Source organism: Bradyrhizobium lablabi, from assembly GCF_001440475.1.
GTDB classification, from domain to species: Bacteria; Pseudomonadota; Alphaproteobacteria; order Rhizobiales; family Xanthobacteraceae; genus Bradyrhizobium; species Bradyrhizobium lablabi.
Genome location: NZ_LLYB01000125.1, coordinates 55,820 through 71,535 on the forward strand (window position 1 = coordinate 55,820; position 15,716 = coordinate 71,535).

Consider the following 15,716-nt stretch of genomic DNA (forward strand, 5'->3'; position numbering starts at 1 on the left):
GGATGTTTCCTGGCGCGGCAGTATCGCGATACCCGGTTAACAAGTTTGGAAAAACGAAGCCTTTTTCGCCATAATTTTATCCGTGCGGCGTTTTTCTGCGGGTTTTCCGCGTACCGGAAAACCCAAAGGCGTAGAGCAAAAACAAAAAGGCCGGCTTGAAAGCCGGCCTTCTGCAATTCGCGGTTGAAAGCGCTCAGTAGTTTGCGACCACCGGGCTTGCGAAGTTGAAGCGATAATTGACGCCGAGCTTCAGCGTGTGGTCGTCATTGTGGAAGCTTCCGAACGGCGCCAGCGCTGTCGGGCTCACGAAGCGGGTGCTGCCGAAATCGTAATACATGTACTCGCCTTTGACCGACCAGTTCGGGGCGACCATGTATTCGAGGCCGGCGCCGACGGTCCAGCCGTTGCTGTGGTTACCATCGAGCAGGAAGGCGATCGGTACGCCGCCAAGCGTCACCCGCTCGCTGTTGTCGGAATAGGCATAACCGCCTTTGACGTAGACTAGGCCCGGACCCCAGGTGTAGCCGAAGCGGGCCGTGATCGAGCCGAGGCCGCGCTGATCGTTGGTGTAGACGTAGCCGCCGGGGAAGGTGGCGGTGAGGTTGTTCTTGCCGAGCCAGGAATACTGGCCCTCGGTGCCGAGCACCCAGTTCGGCGCGAACTGCCAGTCGAGGCCGGCCTGAACGCCGCCGAGCAGGCGGGCGCGGGAATCGCTGAGCACCGTGCCGTTGAAATCGTTGCCGCTGGTAAAGGCGCCGCCGATATGGGCGCCGAGGTAGAAGCCGGTCCAGTTATAGAGCGGGGCTGCATAGGCGGGGGGCGTCTTGTAGTAGGAGCGCCCGCCGAGATCGGCGCCGAGGGCGGGCGCGGCGGCGGTGAGGGCGGCGAAGGCCACGAGGGCGGCGAGGATCTTCTTCATGGTGTTGGTCTCCGAAAACCGTTCGGCGACACCCTCGTGCGGGGCATCACATGGCCACGCACTTAGACTGCATTTATCTAAAATGCTGTCACTCCGAGGTGACAGCGGCCTGTAACCCAACCCATTGGCCGACAAACGTTTTTTGTACTTAATGAAGGCCTAATCAAAGGTTAGCGAAGGCTTAATTTCGGTAACTCCCCACCGCTCGGGGTTAAGCTCTGCTTAACCAATGCGGCGGCGCACGTCGCCGCGCATCTGCTCGCGGAAGGCCTGCCGGCGCGCCGGGCGGTCTTTCACCGGCACGTCGTGGCGGTCGAACACGTTGAACATTTCTAGGATCGGATAGCGGTCGCTGGCCATCGCCAGGATGCGCAGCAGTTCCGCGACCGGTCCGGTCGGACCGGTGACCTCCCATTTGCGGATGGTGTCGGCGCCGTCAGTGGCCGGCAGCCCGCACAGCTTGGCCATGTCGGCCACCGACAGCGGCCGGCCGATGGCCTCGCCGAGATGGGCGCGCAGTTTCTTCAGTTCGGCTCCGGTCACGGGTTCTCCGCTTCAAATTGACATCTGTGAACTACGTCACACACCGCTTGTAACTTGAGGCGTATACGCAGCGCACTGGTTCTGCGAGGAGGCAAACCATGCGTCGATTACTCGAAAGCCTGACACCCGACCACCGCCGGCTTTACTGGCAGTGGGTCGGCGGCATGTTCGTACTTTATGTCGTGCTGATGATCACGGCTGCCGGTGTATTTCTAGGTCACGAATCGTCACGCAAGGTCGCGCAGCAACCGGTCACGACTGTGGCAACCGACCTCGAGCAGCGCTCCACGCCTGAAGTCCTGACACCGTTGCGGCAGGCCGCGCGGTATGGACAGGAGTGACGCCGCTCAGACGCCGATTGCATTCCGCGCCACCACGTCGCGATAGAAGGCGGCGCTGAGTTTCGGCGTTCGGCGCTGCGTGGCGAAATCGACGTGATACAGCCCGAAGCGCTTCTCGTAGCCGAATATCCATTCAAAATTGTCCATCAGGCTCCAGAGGAAATAGCCGCGCACCGGCACGCCCTCCGACGTCGCGCGCTGCAATTGCCGCAAGTAGTTGCGCAGGTACATGATGCGATCGAGGTCGTAGACCTGGCCGTCGGCGTGAAGCTTGTCTTCCGACGAGGTGCCGTTCTCGCTGATGTAGATCGTCTCGATGTTCCAGACCTTCGCCGCCAGCCGCGGCGCCCAGTAGATCGTCTCCGGGCCGACGCGCAGCCATTCCGAATTCATGTGCGGGAACGAGGCCGGGAACGGCAGCACGCTCCAGCCAGGCGCCTTGTCGGAGGCCGCGATATAGAATTGCGGTGCGTAGATGTTGAGGCCGACGAAATCGTTCGGCTGCGAGATGATCTTCAATTCGGCATCGGTGAATTTCGGCGCGTTCTTGCCGGCGAACTGCAGGAAGCCGTCGGTGTATTTGCCTTCCAGGATGACGCCGAGGAAGCCCGAGTTCAGTTCGCGCGTCGCGATCTCGGCGGCGCGGACATTTTCCGGCGTGTCGAACGCCGGCACGCAGGCGGCGATGTTTTCCGCCGGCCCCACCCTGGTGCCCTTGCGTCCGTGCGCGCGGATCGCCTGCACGGCAAGGCCATGCGCCAGCGCCACATGGTGGCGGACCTGATTGACGTCGGCATCCGGCAGTTTGAGGCCGGGGGCGTCGATGCCCCAGCCATAGCCGAAATTCACGAACCTTCCGGCCTCGTTGATCGTGAAGATCGAGTTGACGCGATCGGACAAGCGCGCCGCCACGTGGCCGGCATAATCGCCGAATGCCTTTGACGTTTCGCTGGACCGCCAGCCGCCGACCTTGTCCTCGAGCACCTGCGGCAGATCCCAATGGTAGAGGGTGGCGTAGGGATCGATGCCCTGCCGGAGCAGTTCGTCGACGAGGCGATCGTAGAAGTCGAGGCCCTTTGGATTCGGCTTGCCGGTTCCTTCGGGAAATATCCGCGGCCATGCGATCGAAAACCGGTAGGCTTTTGCGCCCACTTCCCGGATCAGGGCGATGTCTTCCTTGTAGCGGTGGTAGTGCTCGTTGGCGCGGTCGCCGGTGGTGCCGTCCTCGATCTTGCCGGGTGTGTGGGAAAACGTGTCCCAGATCGAGCGGCCGCGGCCGTCTTCGTTGACGGCGCCCTCGATCTGATAGGACGAGGTGGCGGTGCCCCACACGAAGTCCTTCGGAAAACTCGCCGGCTTAGGGCCGTCGGCGGCTGCTTGCGCGGCGGCTTCAGCCGGACGCGCCGCCATGCCGAGGGCGGACAGGCCCGCCAGCTTTGCAAAATGCCGGCGCGAGAATTTTCCGAACATTATTGTCTCCGGTCAGCGTTCGTCGATTTGATAGGCGGATACCCGGTCGATCTCGAAGGCGACAATGTTGGGAGATTCGCCGTCGACGAAGCCCACGCCCTCGAGTGTCTTCGAGCCCATCGCAAGGTTCACGATCATGTACATGGGTTCGTGGAAGCCGACCGGGACCTTGATCTCGGAGACCGGCTGTCGGTCGATGAAATAGGTGATGCGGTCCGGCTGCCAGAGTACGCCGTAGTCGTGGAACGTGGTCGCAGCGTCCGGCACGACGAAGTCAAACCCGCAGCGCTCCACGCGCTGCGTCTCCGGTCTCCGCCAATGCGTCGTCATTACGATGTCGCCGGGCCGTTGCCCGCGGCCCTCCATGATGTCCACTTCGGGCGGCCAGCCGCCGTCGTCGGCGAGCATCCAGAACGCTGGCCACACGCCGGTGCCGACCGGCACCTTGGCGCGGATTTCGAAATATCCATACTTTTGCGAAAACCTGCTCTGCGTCGTGAGAATGCCTGACACATACTCATTGTTGAACAGCACGGCCTTCAGCGCCGGCGGGGTGCGGCTGGCCGTGATCGAGAGAATGCCGTCGCTGACCTTGAACGGATCGAGGCCGAGCGGCTTTGTTTCGCGCCCGCCATAACGCGGATCGACATAGATCTGCTGTTCGCCATTATAGCTGGTCTTGCGCCTGAAATCGGAACCCTCGCCACCCCAGTAACGCGCTTCCGGCCAGGCCGCGCCGCCGGCGTAGTAAGACGCCCATCTGCCGTCCGCTAGCGGATGCGCGTCGAAATCGTCGTGAAAGGTCCGGTGCAGCGCTACCGCTGCGAAGGATACGGGGTTCGGCGCCTCGACGCGGCGGCATTTTTCGCCGAGGATGGCGGTTGCGACCTGCAGCGTGAGCTTGGCGGTCGCGCCGGCGAGATCGGCCTGCGCGAATGCCGGGCTGGCGGCAAACAGACAGCCGACCGAGACACAGCCGACCGAGACCAGGGCACACAGCGTCGATCTTTCGGTTCCCGAATTGTTTCGAGACGACAGATCACTCACCGACGATGTCCTCGATCTCTGTCTTTTGAGGTCGAACCTGCGCGCATGCCTCATTTGGGGTACGTAGTTATACGAGGTAGCCGCTTAACGGCAAGGTAGCCCCGATGTCCAACAATGCGGNNNTACGCTGAAACTGCCTGATGCCGATGGCGCCGAGGGTGGGCTCGGTGTTCCGNCAACGCTGGCAGGATTGTTCAATTTTTCTTTTCTGTTCTTCTGCGCCGAGGGACGAATTCTTTAATATTCGTGCGTAGGGACTTTTCTCCAAATGCTCGTCTATTTTGTCACAGACGAACCGACGAAGTTGCCTGCGATTCGAGCGGTGCTCGAGCCGCAACATGCCGTGGTCCCTTGGCTGCTGGGCGGTGACGGCACTCGGATCAGGTCGCACGGCGTGCTGATGGTCGACGTCGACCTGCGGCAGATGCCGCGCGTCGATCAGCTCAGGTTCATTCTGCAGGATCTCGCCGCGATTCCTGAGAAGCTGTTCGTCGTTCACAATCTCTCCCGTTCGATGGTGGCGCAGGCCCATGCGCTCGGCGCCACCTCGATCATTTCGCGTCCCAAGGAAGCCATTCTCAAGGTTGCGCAGATCGAAGCGGCGGAAGCGGCTGCGGACAGCGCCGCAGCTCCGGGATTGGATATGGACGAGGGCGTGGCAGCCTTCGCTTCGATGTTTTCGAATGTACGCCTTGGCAAGCCGGTGAAAGTCGCCGATGCGAAGCGTGCAACGTCGAAGATCATCAACCGCGTCGGGCGGGACGGACTGTCGACATGGCTCGACGAGGTGCGCCGCTATCACGAGGGCACGTTTCAGCATTGCCTGCTCGTCACCGGCGTTGCGGTCGGCTTCGCCCTCGATATCGGTTTTTCCGGCGCGGATGTATCGCGGCTCGGACTGGCGGCGACCCTGCATGACATCGGCAAGGCGCGCATCCCGCTGGCGATCCTCGACAAGCCGGGCCGCCTCGACGCCGAGGAGGAGGAGATCATCCGGCGCCATCCCGTGATCGGATATGATCTCTTGAGGGGCGTAGCCGGCATCACGCCGGAAATTCTGGACGGCGTGCGGCACCATCACGAATATCTTGACGGTTCCGGCTATCCGGATGGTCTGAAAGACTCCGAGATTTCCGATCTCGTCCGGCTGCTGACGATCTCCGATATCTTCGCAGCGCTCATCGAGTCGCGGCCCTACCGGCCGCCGATGCCGCGGCCCGACGCCTACCAGATCCTCTGCGGCATGGAAGGCAAGCTGGAGGGATCGCTGGTCAAGGCGTTCCGCAACGTCGCGCTGGGCTCGGAATAAGGCAGCGGGAGCACAAGCCGCGCTGATTTTCCTGATTGCGGCTGAACCACGATCTGCGCCGGCCCGACCAATTCTTCGCCACAGATGAGCGCATGGCGTCTCGCGAATCCGTAACCGGACCGTCGAAGTCCGTGGGGAGCGGGGGTAGCGATGCTCGCTGTCAATCCTGCGGTGGAGAGCCGAAGCCATGAATGTCAGCGGCCAGGATATCCATCAAACGCTCGAATACCGGTCGACCGCGGCCATCGTCAGGCTGCTGCCGACCGGCCTCCTGCTGATCTTTCTGGGCCTCCTGATATATGCGCTGGTCGATCTCGACCGCGAGCCGTGGACGATCATCGGAATCGTGCTCTGCTGGGTGTTCGGCGCTGGCCTGGTCGCCCTTACGCTTTGGCGGCGCTCGAATCCCGGCAAGCCGTTATTCACGCTTTCGCCCACGGGCATCCATTACCGAATCCCCATGGTCAAGGAGGTCCTGATCCCCTGGCGCGAAATTCAGGCTATCGGCACGGTCGATGTTGAAGCGACGTACTGGTCGTTCTTCCAGTTCGGTGATTTCGCGACGCGCAATCTGTTGCTCCTGCGCGACGTCACCGTGGTTCTGCTTTCGAAGTCGTTCTACGACCGGCGGATCTTCGTCGACTCAGCCTTCCTGCGCGGCCCCGGATGGAGCGCCAACTTCATCCCCAAGGGCTCGCAGGTCCAGATGGCATTGCACCACGAGTTCGTATCGGTCGAGCCAAGGGCGCTCCGCGCAGCGGTCGAAGCGCGCTGGCTTGCCTTTCGCGACACGCCGGCCGCCGAGCCGGCGAGGACGAGCGTGCCAAGTGTTGGGCCAAATGTCAGCTCAAGTGAGACGGCATCGCCGAGCAATGTTCCGAAGGCCGCTGCGGCTCCCGCACTGAGGCCCGAAATCGTTGCAATGGGAAAAAACCCCAAGGCCATCTCGCGCTGGGACACCGTCAAGATCGTTGTCCTCTCGATCGGCATCGCCGTCGTGCTGACCAATCTCACCGGGCTATGGCAGATGCCGGGGCAGGCCCAGGAGCGTCAGGCACACGCAGAGAAAAACGCAAAAGCGCGCGAGCAACAGAAACTTCGGGCGGAGACCGCCAGACGGCAAAAGGAGGAAAGCAAGAGGCGGGAAATCGAGGAAAGGGAGCGGCAGGAAAAGTTCGAGCAGGATATGCGGCGGACGTTTGGTGGCCGATAGCGGCTTCGGCTGCCTGCGGAGAGAGGGATGTCGGCTATTTCTGGAAAGAATGGTGCTGCCAGACAGGATTGAACTGTTCCGGTGCAGCCCCAGCTCACTGAAAGATCAGGGGTTTTTCAAGTCGCTCACCTTGGTTGTGTATCAGTGCAAGGATCACTTGTGAAGACGACTTGGGGGAGGGTGCATCTTGCATCCTTGGACCAGACGGTGCGCCGATCCCTAGTAGGATGTGCACCCCATTTGGTAGCCCTTCATCCGCCTCACCCACGAGAGCCGACATCAAATAGGATATGGCACACGTCATTTTGGGCCCAGTAGCGGTCATTCGGTCATCTTGTGGGCGCTCGGCGAGTGCGTTCATTCGGGCAACCCCGCTTTCCGAAGCCCCTCAATCAACAGCTTTGTATTTTTGGGGGCCGAGGCGACATACGTCGACATTGTAAAGGCGGGATCGATCTCAAGCACACGCGCCGCCGCGTCGTGCGCCTCAGCGTCAAGTCCGAGATGGGCGAAGGCGGACGCGAGGCAGCGGTAAGTTGCCAGATAGGAGGGATTCTGACGAAGGGCTTTCTTCAATACGACGATGGCCTCGTCAAAGCGGCGAAGCTCGATTAGAGCGTGCCCAATGCCAGCCAGCGTCGTGTGTAGTCGCCGGTCTACCGGGCTAATGCGAAGGGCGCGTTCAAAGCTCCGGATCGCTTCCTCCGGCAGCCCCGCAATTCTATAGACATGGCCTCTGTTGTTCCATGTGATCCATGAATTTGGGTTGAGCGCGACCGCCCGGTCAGCCATTTCGATCTCGGCTTCACTATCGCCGACCATGAACGCCGAGATCATGGAAGCCCTTGCTAACGTTTCCGGATCACCATCGTCGATGCGCAATGCCAAGCGAGCAAGCCGAACTGCTTCCTTGCGGTCGAACTGGGGATCGTTGGAATGGCCCAAAATGGCGATTTGCATGTGGCAGACACCTGCCAGAGCCGCGACAGAGCCGAACCGAGGGTCCAGCTCCAAGGCGCGATGAGCCAGCCTTATCGCCCCGGCCAATCCTTCGCGGGTGAACGAATAGTACTGTTGCATGGCTCGGAGATAGTAATCATAGGCGGTGAGGTTCTCCGGTTGCCGTCGGGTCGCCATTGCAATTTCTGTTTGAAGCATCTTTGGCTCGATGGCCGAGACAACGGCGAGCGTTACTTCGTCCTGCAGAGCGAAAATGTCTGTCAGATCACGCTCGAATCTGTCCGCCCATAGATGCGCCCCTGTAATCGCATCAATCAACTGCCCTGTGATGCGGACTTTACCCGCCGCCTTGCGCACAGACCCCTCGAGGACATAGCGTACGCCAAGCCTGCGCCCGACCTCCTTAATATCGATCGCTCTGCCCTTGAAGGCGAAACTCGAGTTACGAGCGATCACGAACAGCCATTTGAACCGCGAAAGCGCGGTGATGATCTCCTCAACAATTCCATCCGCAAAATATTCCTGCTCGGGATCGCCGCTCATGTTCTCGAACGGCAGCACGGCGATGGACGGCTTATCGGGGAGTGGCGGGGTCGCACTCAGCCTATCGCTCAGCGCACGATGCGCTCCTCCAACGGCGTAGGCGCGGACCGGCTTGGAGATGTTCTTGAGCTGCTGCTCACCGCGATCCTCGAAGCCAACGTCCAGCTTGCCTTCGACTTCGCTGTACACCTTTTCGGAAATCAGGATGCCGCCGGGATCGGCGACCCCCTCCAGCCGGACCGCAACGTTGATCCCGTCGCCAAAAAGATCGCCGTCAGACGCGACGATAACCTCCCCGAGATTGACCCCAATACGCAGCTTAAAGGAGCTTCGGCCTGACGCGATGCTTTCCTGTATCTCCACCGCACATCGCACCGCAGCCGACGGACTTGCGAACTCGGCCAACGCGCCGTCACCCGTGGTCTTGATCAGTCGCCCGTCGTGGCGGGNNTTCAGCCGCTCGAACTCGGCATAGGTAGCTTCCTCAGCGCGTTGCATCAACGCAGAGTAACCGACCACGTCAGCGGCCAAGATTGCCGCTAGTCGCCTTTGAACCCGCTGCTCTGTCACAGGCCCACCTCCCGAACGACCGGCTAACCCACGCCGCTGGGACAAGGAGGAGCCTAGCACTTTGTCGTGGACCTGAGGAAAGGATGGTGCTGCCAGACAGGATTGAACTGTCGACCTCTCCATTACCAATGGAGTGCTCTACCACTGAGCTACGGCAGCATGCCCGGTACTTAAGGGAATCGGCCCAAACGGGCTCCCACTAGGCGGCCGGTTCTTGCCACAAGGACCCCTCTGGCGCAAGCATGCGGGCAGGCCGGGAAGGGACCAAAATCGTGAAAAATCGGCGTAGTCGCCGGCCAACTCCTTCAAAATGGTCAACTTCCGGCCAATCCGGTTCCCCGGAGCGTCGAATCATGGCCGCGCCTTCAATCGGCTCACCGTCGGCTCGACGGGTCGTTGCGGCGAGGGAGTGCGAAACGCACTATGTTCCGGCGACAGTGGGTGGTGGTTGGGCTGCCTCTGTTTCGAGCAGGGATATTCGACGGACTGGCGATGACGGGTGATCAAGGCAAGGGTGCAGGAAAGACGGCCGCGGATGCGAAGGATTCACGACGGGACCGGCTGAAGCTGGCGCTGCGTGAAAATCTCAAGCGGCGGAAGTCGCAGGTGCGCGGGCGCAGCGATGCCGCATCTTCCGAAAGCCCCAATGCCTCCCTAGATGACGCCAGCGACGAAAAGACGGGCCAGTAGTGGAGAGGGGGATTCCCCGATCGCTCGCCGGGCGGCCTGACGGCTTTTCGCACCGTTCTTGTTACTTTGGGTGGCGATCATGAGTGCAGACATCACGGCCGGTCCGGCGACCGGCGCGGCGACCAACGCGTTTCCTCGTTATGAACAGACATTTCCGGCGCTGACGCCTCCCGAAATCGAGCGCATGCGTCGGTTCGGCGAGCTGCGCAGCTACAAGGACGGCGAAGCCCTGTTCGAGACCGGCAAGCAGGGTCCCGGCATGTTCGTGGTACTGTCAGGCGATGTCGCGATCACCCAGCGCGACGGCCTCGGTCATGTCACGCCCATCGTCGACCAGGGGCCGGGGCAATTTCTGGCCGAGATCGGACAGCTCTCCGGCCGCCCCGCGCTGGTCGACGGCCACGCCGAGGGCGATGTCGAGACGCTGCTGATTCCGCCGGATCAATTGCGGGCGCTACTCGTCGCCGAGGCCGAACTCGGCGAGCGCATCATGCGGGCGCTGATCCTGCGCCGGGTCAGCCTGATCCAGGGCGGCGCCGGCGGCCCGGTATTGATCGGCCCGCCATCGCTTGGCGACATGGCGCGGCTGCAGAATTTTCTCGGGCGTAACGGCCAGCCCTACCACATGCTCGATCCCGCGACCGACAAGGACGCCGCCGACCTCGTCGCGCGCTATGCCGCCTCGCGCGCCGAGCTGCCGCTGGTCGTGATTGCCGACGGCCGGGTGCTGCGCAATCCGTCGGAGCCAGCGATCGCCTATGCCATCGGCATGATCGGCGACCACAACCACGAAAAGCTCTACGATGTCGCGGTGATCGGCAGCGGGCCGGCGGGCCTCGCCACCGCCGTCTATGCGGCGTCCGAAGGATTGTCGGTCGCGGTGTTCGACTCGCGGGCGTTCGGCGGCCAGGCCGGCGCCAGCGCACGAATCGAAAACTATCTCGGCTTCCCGACCGGCATCACCGGCCAGGCGCTGACCGGGCGCGCCTTCACCCAGGCGCAGAAATTCGGCGCCGACATGCTGATCCCGGTCTCGATCAACTCGCTCGATTGCAGCCGCCCCGACGGCGTCTTTGCGCTGGCGACCGATTGCGGGAAAACGATGCGCGCCAAATCCGTCGTGGTCGCGAGCGGCGCGCGCTATCGCCGGCCGGAGATCGAGAACCTCGCGAAATTCGAAGGCCGCGGCGTCTGGTACTGGGCCTCGCCGATCGAGGCCAAGCTGTGCATGGATCAGGACGTCGTGCTGGTCGGCGGCGGCAATTCCGCAGGGCAAGCCGCGGTGTTCCTGTCTGCCCACGCGCGCAAGGTCTACATGATCATCCGCGGCGGTGGGCTCGGCGCCAGCATGTCGCGTTATCTGATCGAGCGCATCGAGGCGACGCCCAATATCGAACTGATGTTCAACACCGAGGTCGTCGGCCTCGAGGGCGATGCCGAGGCGGCGCTCGCGCGCCTGCGCTGGCGCAGCCGCCTCGCCCCGGAAGAGCACACGATCGATATCCGCAACCTGTTTCTGTTCGTCGGCGCCGATCCGGCAACGACCTGGCTCGAGGGCTGCGGCGTCATGGTCGATCGCGGCGGCTTCGTGGTGACGGGCACGCAATGCACCCAGAAGGACGGCCGGTCTGCCTCGCCGCTGGAAACCTCGGTGCCCGGCGTGTTCGCGGTCGGCGACGTGCGCTCCGGCTCGGTCAAGCGCGTCGGCGGCGCGATCGGCGAGGGCGCCCAGGTGGTGGCGGCGCTGCACGGCTTTCTCGCCGACAGCATGAAGCCGGCGCTCTAGGTTCTTCGAGACGCGAGGAGTGAAGCGGTGACGAAAAAGGGCTGCGGCCATATCGCCGACATCCAAACCGTAACGCCGAGTGCGCTCGGCTGCGAGGAATGCCTGAAAAGCGGGAGCGAGTGGCTGCATTTGCGGATCTGCCGCACCTGCGGCCATGTCGGCTGCTGCGACGATTCGCCCAACAAGCACGCGTCAGCGCATTTCCATGCCACCGGCCATCCCGTGATCGAAGGCTACGATCCGCCGGAAGGCTGGGGCTGGTGCTATGTCGACGAGGTGCTGTTCGATCTGTCGCACCGCAAGACGCCGCATAACGGTCCGATCCCCCGCTATTATTGACCCGAAGCAGACATGGGCTTTCGGCGTTGGCCTACAGGTGCTTCCACTGCCGAACGACGACCTGGAAGTCGTCCTCGTAGACAATCTTTCCCGGATTCCTTGATCTGAGCAGGCGCACGGCGATGCCGTTCTCCTTGAGGAGAGCTACGATCTCCCACATCTTTTTGATCGACGGGTCAGCAGTGTCCTTGAACCAGCAAACTACGTTTGGGCCCCAGTCGCTCCTGGAAAATGGCGGAACAGGGAGATGGGCGTTCAGCCACACATGTGCGTCATCAAGGCAGGCCTGTTGATGGGGGTCGAGGCGCCCACGGTCGCGAAGACGCAGTGCCTCATTGATGATACCCTTCAGCCACCGGTGGTTCTCGCTATCCGTGCCGACCACAAAGCGGACAAACATATTACGTTGGGTCTCCACCCAGGCCGGGGCCAACCCGGCTATCTATTCGGAGATAATCGGTCCAATCATTTCGGGAACGTCCGGTCGGTCAGCCAGCATCCCTCTCGCGTCGAGATACTTCAGAATGCGACGCACAGCGAACGGGACGATGGCGAGGAGCACGACAACATCCGGCACCAAAGTAGTTCCGAGAAAGATGCCAAGACCTTTCCACACATTGATCTTTTTACGAGGGCGAAAAGTCAGGCCATTGACGATGCGCGGGGTTGTAGAGGTCGCGTCGTCATCGATTGTGCGTGGCTCTGACATCTCGTTTTGAGATTCCATGGATGTTGACTCTACCATGGTCTCCCCAAGTGATCGCTCACAACTACGAAATCTTGGAGATTGCTGTATCGATCCCATTAGCTGGATAGATAAAGTTTAACCAATGCCAGGACGATCTACGCTTTCGGCCCTAAGCGACATGCCAACGGCGTGTCGCTCTCGACTGTTGTCCAATCAATTCGTGCCATCATTCCGCGGCTGGTTGCCGAGGGTTCGATCGGAGCCCCGAGCCTGGACGTCGCCGCCTTCCGACGTCCTTGAGGCACGCGGCGCGTCGGTTTGTTCATCGTCCGCAGGCGGCGAAGGTGGTTGGGGTTGATCTTCGCCGCGATTGCCGAGGAAACGCCGGTGCAGTTTTTCGCCCTGGTCGAAAATAATGTTGAGCAGCCAGCCTGCGATGGGTCGCGCGATCGCACGAAACGGTTTGGCGATGATGAAACCGCCTTTGACATTTTCGATCGGGAAGGCCAATGCGTTGATCAGCGTATCGGCGGAAACGTGCCGGTAATTTTTCGCCAGATGCTCGGTGTTCATCAGCATCTGGATGGCAGGTTTGTCGCCTTCACCGTCGACCAGGATTTTCGAGGAAAACTTGTTGTCCGAGCCGACCAGTGCATTGGCCTCTGCCGTTGCGACGGGATGCAAGCGCACCACGCTGGCTTCGGTTTGCTGGCGGTAATGCACGGCCAGCGTCAACTCGCCCATCTGCACCGCAGCCAGCAACGTATTGAGATAGTCGGCATCGAGATCGGGTTTGTCGAAACTGACGCCAGGAACCATTTCGATGATGTCGAGAATGCGGCCCAGATCAGCGGCCGCCGCGGCGCGGTTGGCAAGACTGGCGGCCAGGTCGGCAATTGCTCCGGAGGCGTTCGCGAACTGTCCGGTGACGCTTTTCATGGCGTCTGCGGCCAGGCTTTTGAGTTTTGAAAGCACGCCCAACCCCTTCGTGAATTTCCGGCATAGCCTAGAAATGGCAAATGAATACGTCAATTGGCGCATAGAGCGGCGCCCTGAGTACACGGCCTGGATTCAATTCTTCAGCGCTGGCGCTGCCCCGGTTTATGACAACGTTGCAAAGATTTCGTGCATCATACTACTTTGGTTGATGTATCTTCATTCACGCACATGCCTGCCTTGACGCCGCTGCACGCGACGCGTGTGGAAATTTTCCACGGCGCGGCGTAACCTCTGGAATATTTCCAATGGCGGGGGCGCACATGATTTTAGGTATGAGCTTGGCGACATTCGTTCTCGTGCATGTGATCATCAGCCTGATCGCGATCGTTGCGGGCCTTGTCGTGATGTTCGGGATGCTCGGTTCGAAGCGGATGCCGGGCCTGACCGCGATCTTCCTGTTGTTCACGATCCTGACCAGCGCTTCAGGGTTTCTGATTCCGCCCCTCGTGTCCGACAAGCTGCTGCCGTCGCACATGATCGGCATTCTCTCGCTGGTGCTGCTGGCGATCGCCTGTCTTGCGCTTTACGGCATGAAGCTCAACGGCGCCTGGCGCTGGATCTACGCGCTGACCGCGCTGGTCTCGCTCTATCTCAACGTCTTCGTGCTGGTGATCCAGTCGTTCCTGAAAGTGCCGGCGCTGCATGCGCTGGCGCCGAGCGTCCCGCCGGCCGAGCCGCCGTTCGCCGTCGTGCAGGGCATCGTGCTGGTGTTCTTCGTTGTCGTCATCATCGGTGTGCTCCGGCGATTCCGGCCGCTGCCGGCATAACGCGTGCCCCGGAATGACCGCCTAACAAGAGGAGAATTCGAAAATGCCCACCATATCAACCAACGACGGCGTCGAGATCTTCTACAAGGACTGGGGCAAGGGCCAGCCGATCGTATTCAGCCACGGCTGGCCGCTGTCGGCGGACGATTGGGACGCGCAGATGCTGTTTTTCCTGAACAACGGTTTTCGCGTCATCGCCCATGACCGCCGCGGCCATGGCCGCTCCAGCCAGGTGGCCGACGGCCACGACATGGACCATTATGCCGACGACCTCGCGGCGCTGACCGCGCATCTCGATCTCAAGGGCGCCGTTCACGTCGGCCATTCCACCGGCGGCGGCGAGGTGGTGCATTACATCGCCCGCCACGGCGAGAGCCGGGTGGCGAAGGCTGTGATCATCGCCGCAGTGCCGCCCTTGATGGTGCAGACGCAGGCCAATCCGGGAGGTCTGCCCAAGGCCGTGTTCGACGATTTCCAGGCGCAGGTGGCGGCCAATCGCTCGCAATTCTATCGCGACATTGCGGCGGGGCCCTTCTACGGCTACAACCGGCCGGGCGCCAAGCCGTCGGAAGCGGTGATCCAGAACTGGTGGCGACAGGGCATGATGGGCGGCGCGAAAGCGCATTACGACGGCATCGTCGCCTTCTCGCAGACCGATTTCACCGAGGACCTCAAGAAGATCACCGTGCCGGTGCTGGTGATGCATGGTGACGACGACCAGATCGTGCCTTATGAGGACTCCGCGCCGCTATCGGCAAAGCTTCTGAAGAACGGCACGCTGAAAACCTACAAGGGCTTTGCGCACGGCATGCCGACTACCGAATCTCCCACCATCAACGCTGACCTGCTGGCGTTCATCAAATCATGAAAGTGATCCTGTTCGGCGCCACCGGCATGGTCGGGCAGGGTGTCCTGCGCGAATGCCTGATCGATGCCGGTGTCACGGAGGTGCTGGCGATCTCCCGCAGCCCGGCCGGCGTGCAGCACGCAAAGCTGCGCGAAGTCCTCCACGACGATTTCACGAACTTCTCGAAGATCGAATCCGAGCTTGCCGGATACGACGCCTGCTTGTTCTGCCTCGGCGTCTCCTCGATCGGCATGGATCCGGAGCGCTACCGGCATCTGACCTACGACGTCACCATGGCGGCGGCGACCACGCTGGCGCGGCTCAACCCCGGCATGGTGTTCACCTACGTCACCGGCAAGGGCAGTGATTCAACCGAGCAGGGCCCGCTCCGATGGGCGCGGGTCAAGGGCAAGACCGAGAACGATCTGCTCAAGCTGCCGTTCAAGGCGGCCTACATGTTCCGGCCATCCGGCATCCAGCCGCTGCACGGCGTCCGGTCGAAGACGGCATGGGTGAACGCGGTCTATGCCGTCACCGCGCCGCTGCTGTCCTGGATGGTGCGAGCCACGCCGAACCACATGACGACCAGCGAACAGCTCGGCCGCGCCATGATCAAGGTGGCGCGCGACGGCTATCCGAAGCCGATCCTGGAGAGCGTGGATATTAATTCGATTTAGCTCGGTCG

General features: G+C 61.7%; 17 protein-coding genes and 1 tRNA gene. 9 read left to right on the top strand and 9 right to left on the bottom strand.

What is annotated here, in order from left to right:
• Positions 1-193 precede the first annotated feature (193 nt).
• Together CQ14_RS35685 and CQ14_RS35690 are read right to left on the bottom strand one after the other, a co-directional pair.
• Complete coding sequence (locus CQ14_RS35685) at positions 194-919, bottom strand: outer membrane protein (protein WP_057862431.1); 726 nt, start codon at positions 917-919, stop codon at positions 194-196.
• 222 nt (positions 920-1,141) lie between these two features.
• On the bottom strand, positions 1,142-1,462 hold the full coding sequence (locus CQ14_RS35690; protein WP_057862432.1) for a helix-turn-helix domain-containing protein: 321 nt from the start codon (positions 1,460-1,462) through the stop codon (positions 1,142-1,144).
• A gap of 98 nt (positions 1,463-1,560) precedes the next feature.
• Between CQ14_RS35690 and CQ14_RS35695 the strand changes: the two genes are divergently transcribed.
• Positions 1,561-1,803: a hypothetical protein gene (locus tag CQ14_RS35695; protein WP_057862433.1), complete on the top strand. Its 243-nt coding sequence runs from the start codon at positions 1,561-1,563 to the stop codon at positions 1,801-1,803.
• Between the two features lie 6 nt (positions 1,804-1,809).
• On the opposite strand, the gene CQ14_RS35700 is transcribed toward CQ14_RS35695, so the two are convergent.
• Together CQ14_RS35700 and CQ14_RS35705 are read right to left on the bottom strand one after the other, a co-directional pair.
• Positions 1,810-3,273 carry a GH1 family beta-glucosidase gene (locus tag CQ14_RS35700; RefSeq protein ID WP_057862434.1) on the bottom strand — a complete coding sequence of 488 codons (1,464 nt, stop codon included), beginning with the start codon at positions 3,271-3,273 and terminating at the stop codon, positions 1,810-1,812.
• A 12-nt stretch (positions 3,274-3,285) separates the two neighbouring features.
• A complete protein-coding gene (locus CQ14_RS35705; protein ID WP_245320773.1) occupies positions 3,286-4,320 on the bottom strand; it encodes a glycoside hydrolase family 16 protein in 1,035 nt (344 codons plus the stop codon).
• Between the two features lie 304 nt (positions 4,321-4,624).
• Between CQ14_RS35705 and CQ14_RS35710 the strand changes: the two genes are divergently transcribed.
• Positions 4,625-5,629: an HD-GYP domain-containing protein gene (locus CQ14_RS35710; RefSeq protein WP_199805700.1), complete on the top strand. Its 1,005-nt coding sequence runs from the start codon at positions 4,625-4,627 to the stop codon at positions 5,627-5,629.
• 187 nt (positions 5,630-5,816) lie between these two features.
• Positions 5,817-6,842, top strand: a complete 1,026-nt coding sequence (locus CQ14_RS35715; protein ID WP_057862436.1) for a hypothetical protein — start codon at positions 5,817-5,819, stop codon at positions 6,840-6,842.
• A 357-nt stretch (positions 6,843-7,199) separates the two neighbouring features.
• Here CQ14_RS35715 and CQ14_RS35720 read toward each other — a convergent pair.
• The coding region (locus CQ14_RS35720) for an adenylate/guanylate cyclase domain-containing protein (RefSeq protein ID WP_245320775.1) at positions 7,200-8,794 on the bottom strand (1,595 nt) is incomplete at its 5' end.
• Between the two features lie 205 nt (positions 8,795-8,999).
• Positions 9,000-9,074 (bottom strand) — tRNA-Thr (locus tag CQ14_RS35725).
• A gap of 282 nt (positions 9,075-9,356) precedes the next feature.
• Between CQ14_RS35725 and CQ14_RS35730 the strand changes: the two genes are divergently transcribed.
• From CQ14_RS35730 to CQ14_RS35740, 3 genes are all read left to right on the top strand, one after another.
• On the top strand, positions 9,357-9,605 hold the full coding sequence (locus CQ14_RS35730) for a hypothetical protein (RefSeq protein WP_347337181.1): 249 nt from the start codon (positions 9,357-9,359) through the stop codon (positions 9,603-9,605).
• 79 nt (positions 9,606-9,684) lie between these two features.
• Positions 9,685-11,391, top strand: a complete 1,707-nt coding sequence (locus CQ14_RS35735) for an FAD-dependent oxidoreductase (protein WP_057862439.1) — start codon at positions 9,685-9,687, stop codon at positions 11,389-11,391.
• A gap of 27 nt (positions 11,392-11,418) precedes the next feature.
• Positions 11,419-11,730: a UBP-type zinc finger domain-containing protein gene (locus CQ14_RS35740; RefSeq protein WP_057862440.1), complete on the top strand. Its 312-nt coding sequence runs from the start codon at positions 11,419-11,421 to the stop codon at positions 11,728-11,730.
• A 31-nt stretch (positions 11,731-11,761) separates the two neighbouring features.
• Here CQ14_RS35740 and CQ14_RS35745 read toward each other — a convergent pair whose 3' ends face one another.
• The 3 genes from CQ14_RS35745 to CQ14_RS35755 form a co-directional block, all read right to left on the bottom strand.
• Positions 11,762-12,130, bottom strand: coding sequence for a hypothetical protein (locus tag CQ14_RS35745; RefSeq protein WP_057862441.1), 369 nt, complete (start codon positions 12,128-12,130; stop codon positions 11,762-11,764).
• A 42-nt stretch (positions 12,131-12,172) separates the two neighbouring features.
• Positions 12,173-12,457: a hypothetical protein gene (locus tag CQ14_RS35750; RefSeq protein ID WP_156435790.1), complete on the bottom strand. Its 285-nt coding sequence runs from the start codon at positions 12,455-12,457 to the stop codon at positions 12,173-12,175.
• A 174-nt stretch (positions 12,458-12,631) separates the two neighbouring features.
• Positions 12,632-13,459, bottom strand: coding sequence for a hypothetical protein (locus CQ14_RS35755; RefSeq protein ID WP_156435791.1), 828 nt, complete (start codon positions 13,457-13,459; stop codon positions 12,632-12,634).
• 218 nt (positions 13,460-13,677) lie between these two features.
• Between CQ14_RS35755 and CQ14_RS35760 the strand changes: the two genes are divergently transcribed.
• The 3 genes from CQ14_RS35760 to CQ14_RS35770 are packed head-to-tail and all read left to right on the top strand — an operon-like array spanning position 13,678 to position 15,708.
• On the top strand, positions 13,678-14,184 hold the full coding sequence (locus tag CQ14_RS35760; RefSeq protein WP_057862600.1) for a hypothetical protein: 507 nt from the start codon (positions 13,678-13,680) through the stop codon (positions 14,182-14,184).
• 43 nt (positions 14,185-14,227) lie between these two features.
• Positions 14,228-15,052, top strand: a complete 825-nt coding sequence (locus CQ14_RS35765; RefSeq protein WP_057862444.1) for an alpha/beta fold hydrolase — start codon at positions 14,228-14,230, stop codon at positions 15,050-15,052.
• Entirely contained in the window at positions 15,049-15,708 is a 660-nt protein-coding gene (locus CQ14_RS35770; RefSeq protein ID WP_057862445.1) for a Rossmann-fold NAD(P)-binding domain-containing protein, read from the top strand. The genes CQ14_RS35765 and CQ14_RS35770 overlap by 4 nt, the downstream gene beginning before the upstream one ends.
• Positions 15,709-15,716 lie beyond the last annotated feature (8 nt).

Excerpts from the sequence above, each read along its gene's own strand:
- CQ14_RS35755 (WP_156435791.1), bottom strand. The coding sequence starts at position 13,459 with ATGCGCCAATTGACGTATTCATTTGCCATTTCTAGGCTATGCCGGAAA.
- CQ14_RS35700 (WP_057862434.1), bottom strand. The coding sequence starts at position 3,273 with ATGTTCGGAAAATTCTCGCGCCGGCATTTTGCAAAGCTGGCGGGCCTG.
- CQ14_RS35715 (WP_057862436.1), top strand. The coding sequence starts at position 5,817 with ATGAATGTCAGCGGCCAGGATATCCATCAAACGCTCGAATACCGGTCG.
- CQ14_RS35765 (WP_057862444.1), top strand. The coding sequence starts at position 14,228 with ATGCCCACCATATCAACCAACGACGGCGTCGAGATCTTCTACAAGGAC.
- CQ14_RS35735 (WP_057862439.1), top strand. The coding sequence starts at position 9,685 with ATGAGTGCAGACATCACGGCCGGTCCGGCGACCGGCGCGGCGACCAAC.
- CQ14_RS35745 (WP_057862441.1), bottom strand. The coding sequence starts at position 12,130 with ATGTTTGTCCGCTTTGTGGTCGGCACGGATAGCGAGAACCACCGGTGG.
- CQ14_RS35685 (WP_057862431.1), bottom strand. The coding sequence starts at position 919 with ATGAAGAAGATCCTCGCCGCCCTCGTGGCCTTCGCCGCCCTCACCGCC.
- CQ14_RS35750 (WP_156435790.1), bottom strand. The coding sequence starts at position 12,457 with ATGGAATCTCAAAACGAGATGTCAGAGCCACGCACAATCGATGACGAC.
- CQ14_RS35695 (WP_057862433.1), top strand. The coding sequence starts at position 1,561 with ATGCGTCGATTACTCGAAAGCCTGACACCCGACCACCGCCGGCTTTAC.
- CQ14_RS35770 (WP_057862445.1), top strand. The coding sequence starts at position 15,049 with ATGAAAGTGATCCTGTTCGGCGCCACCGGCATGGTCGGGCAGGGTGTC.
- CQ14_RS35760 (WP_057862600.1), top strand. The coding sequence starts at position 13,678 with ATGATTTTAGGTATGAGCTTGGCGACATTCGTTCTCGTGCATGTGATC.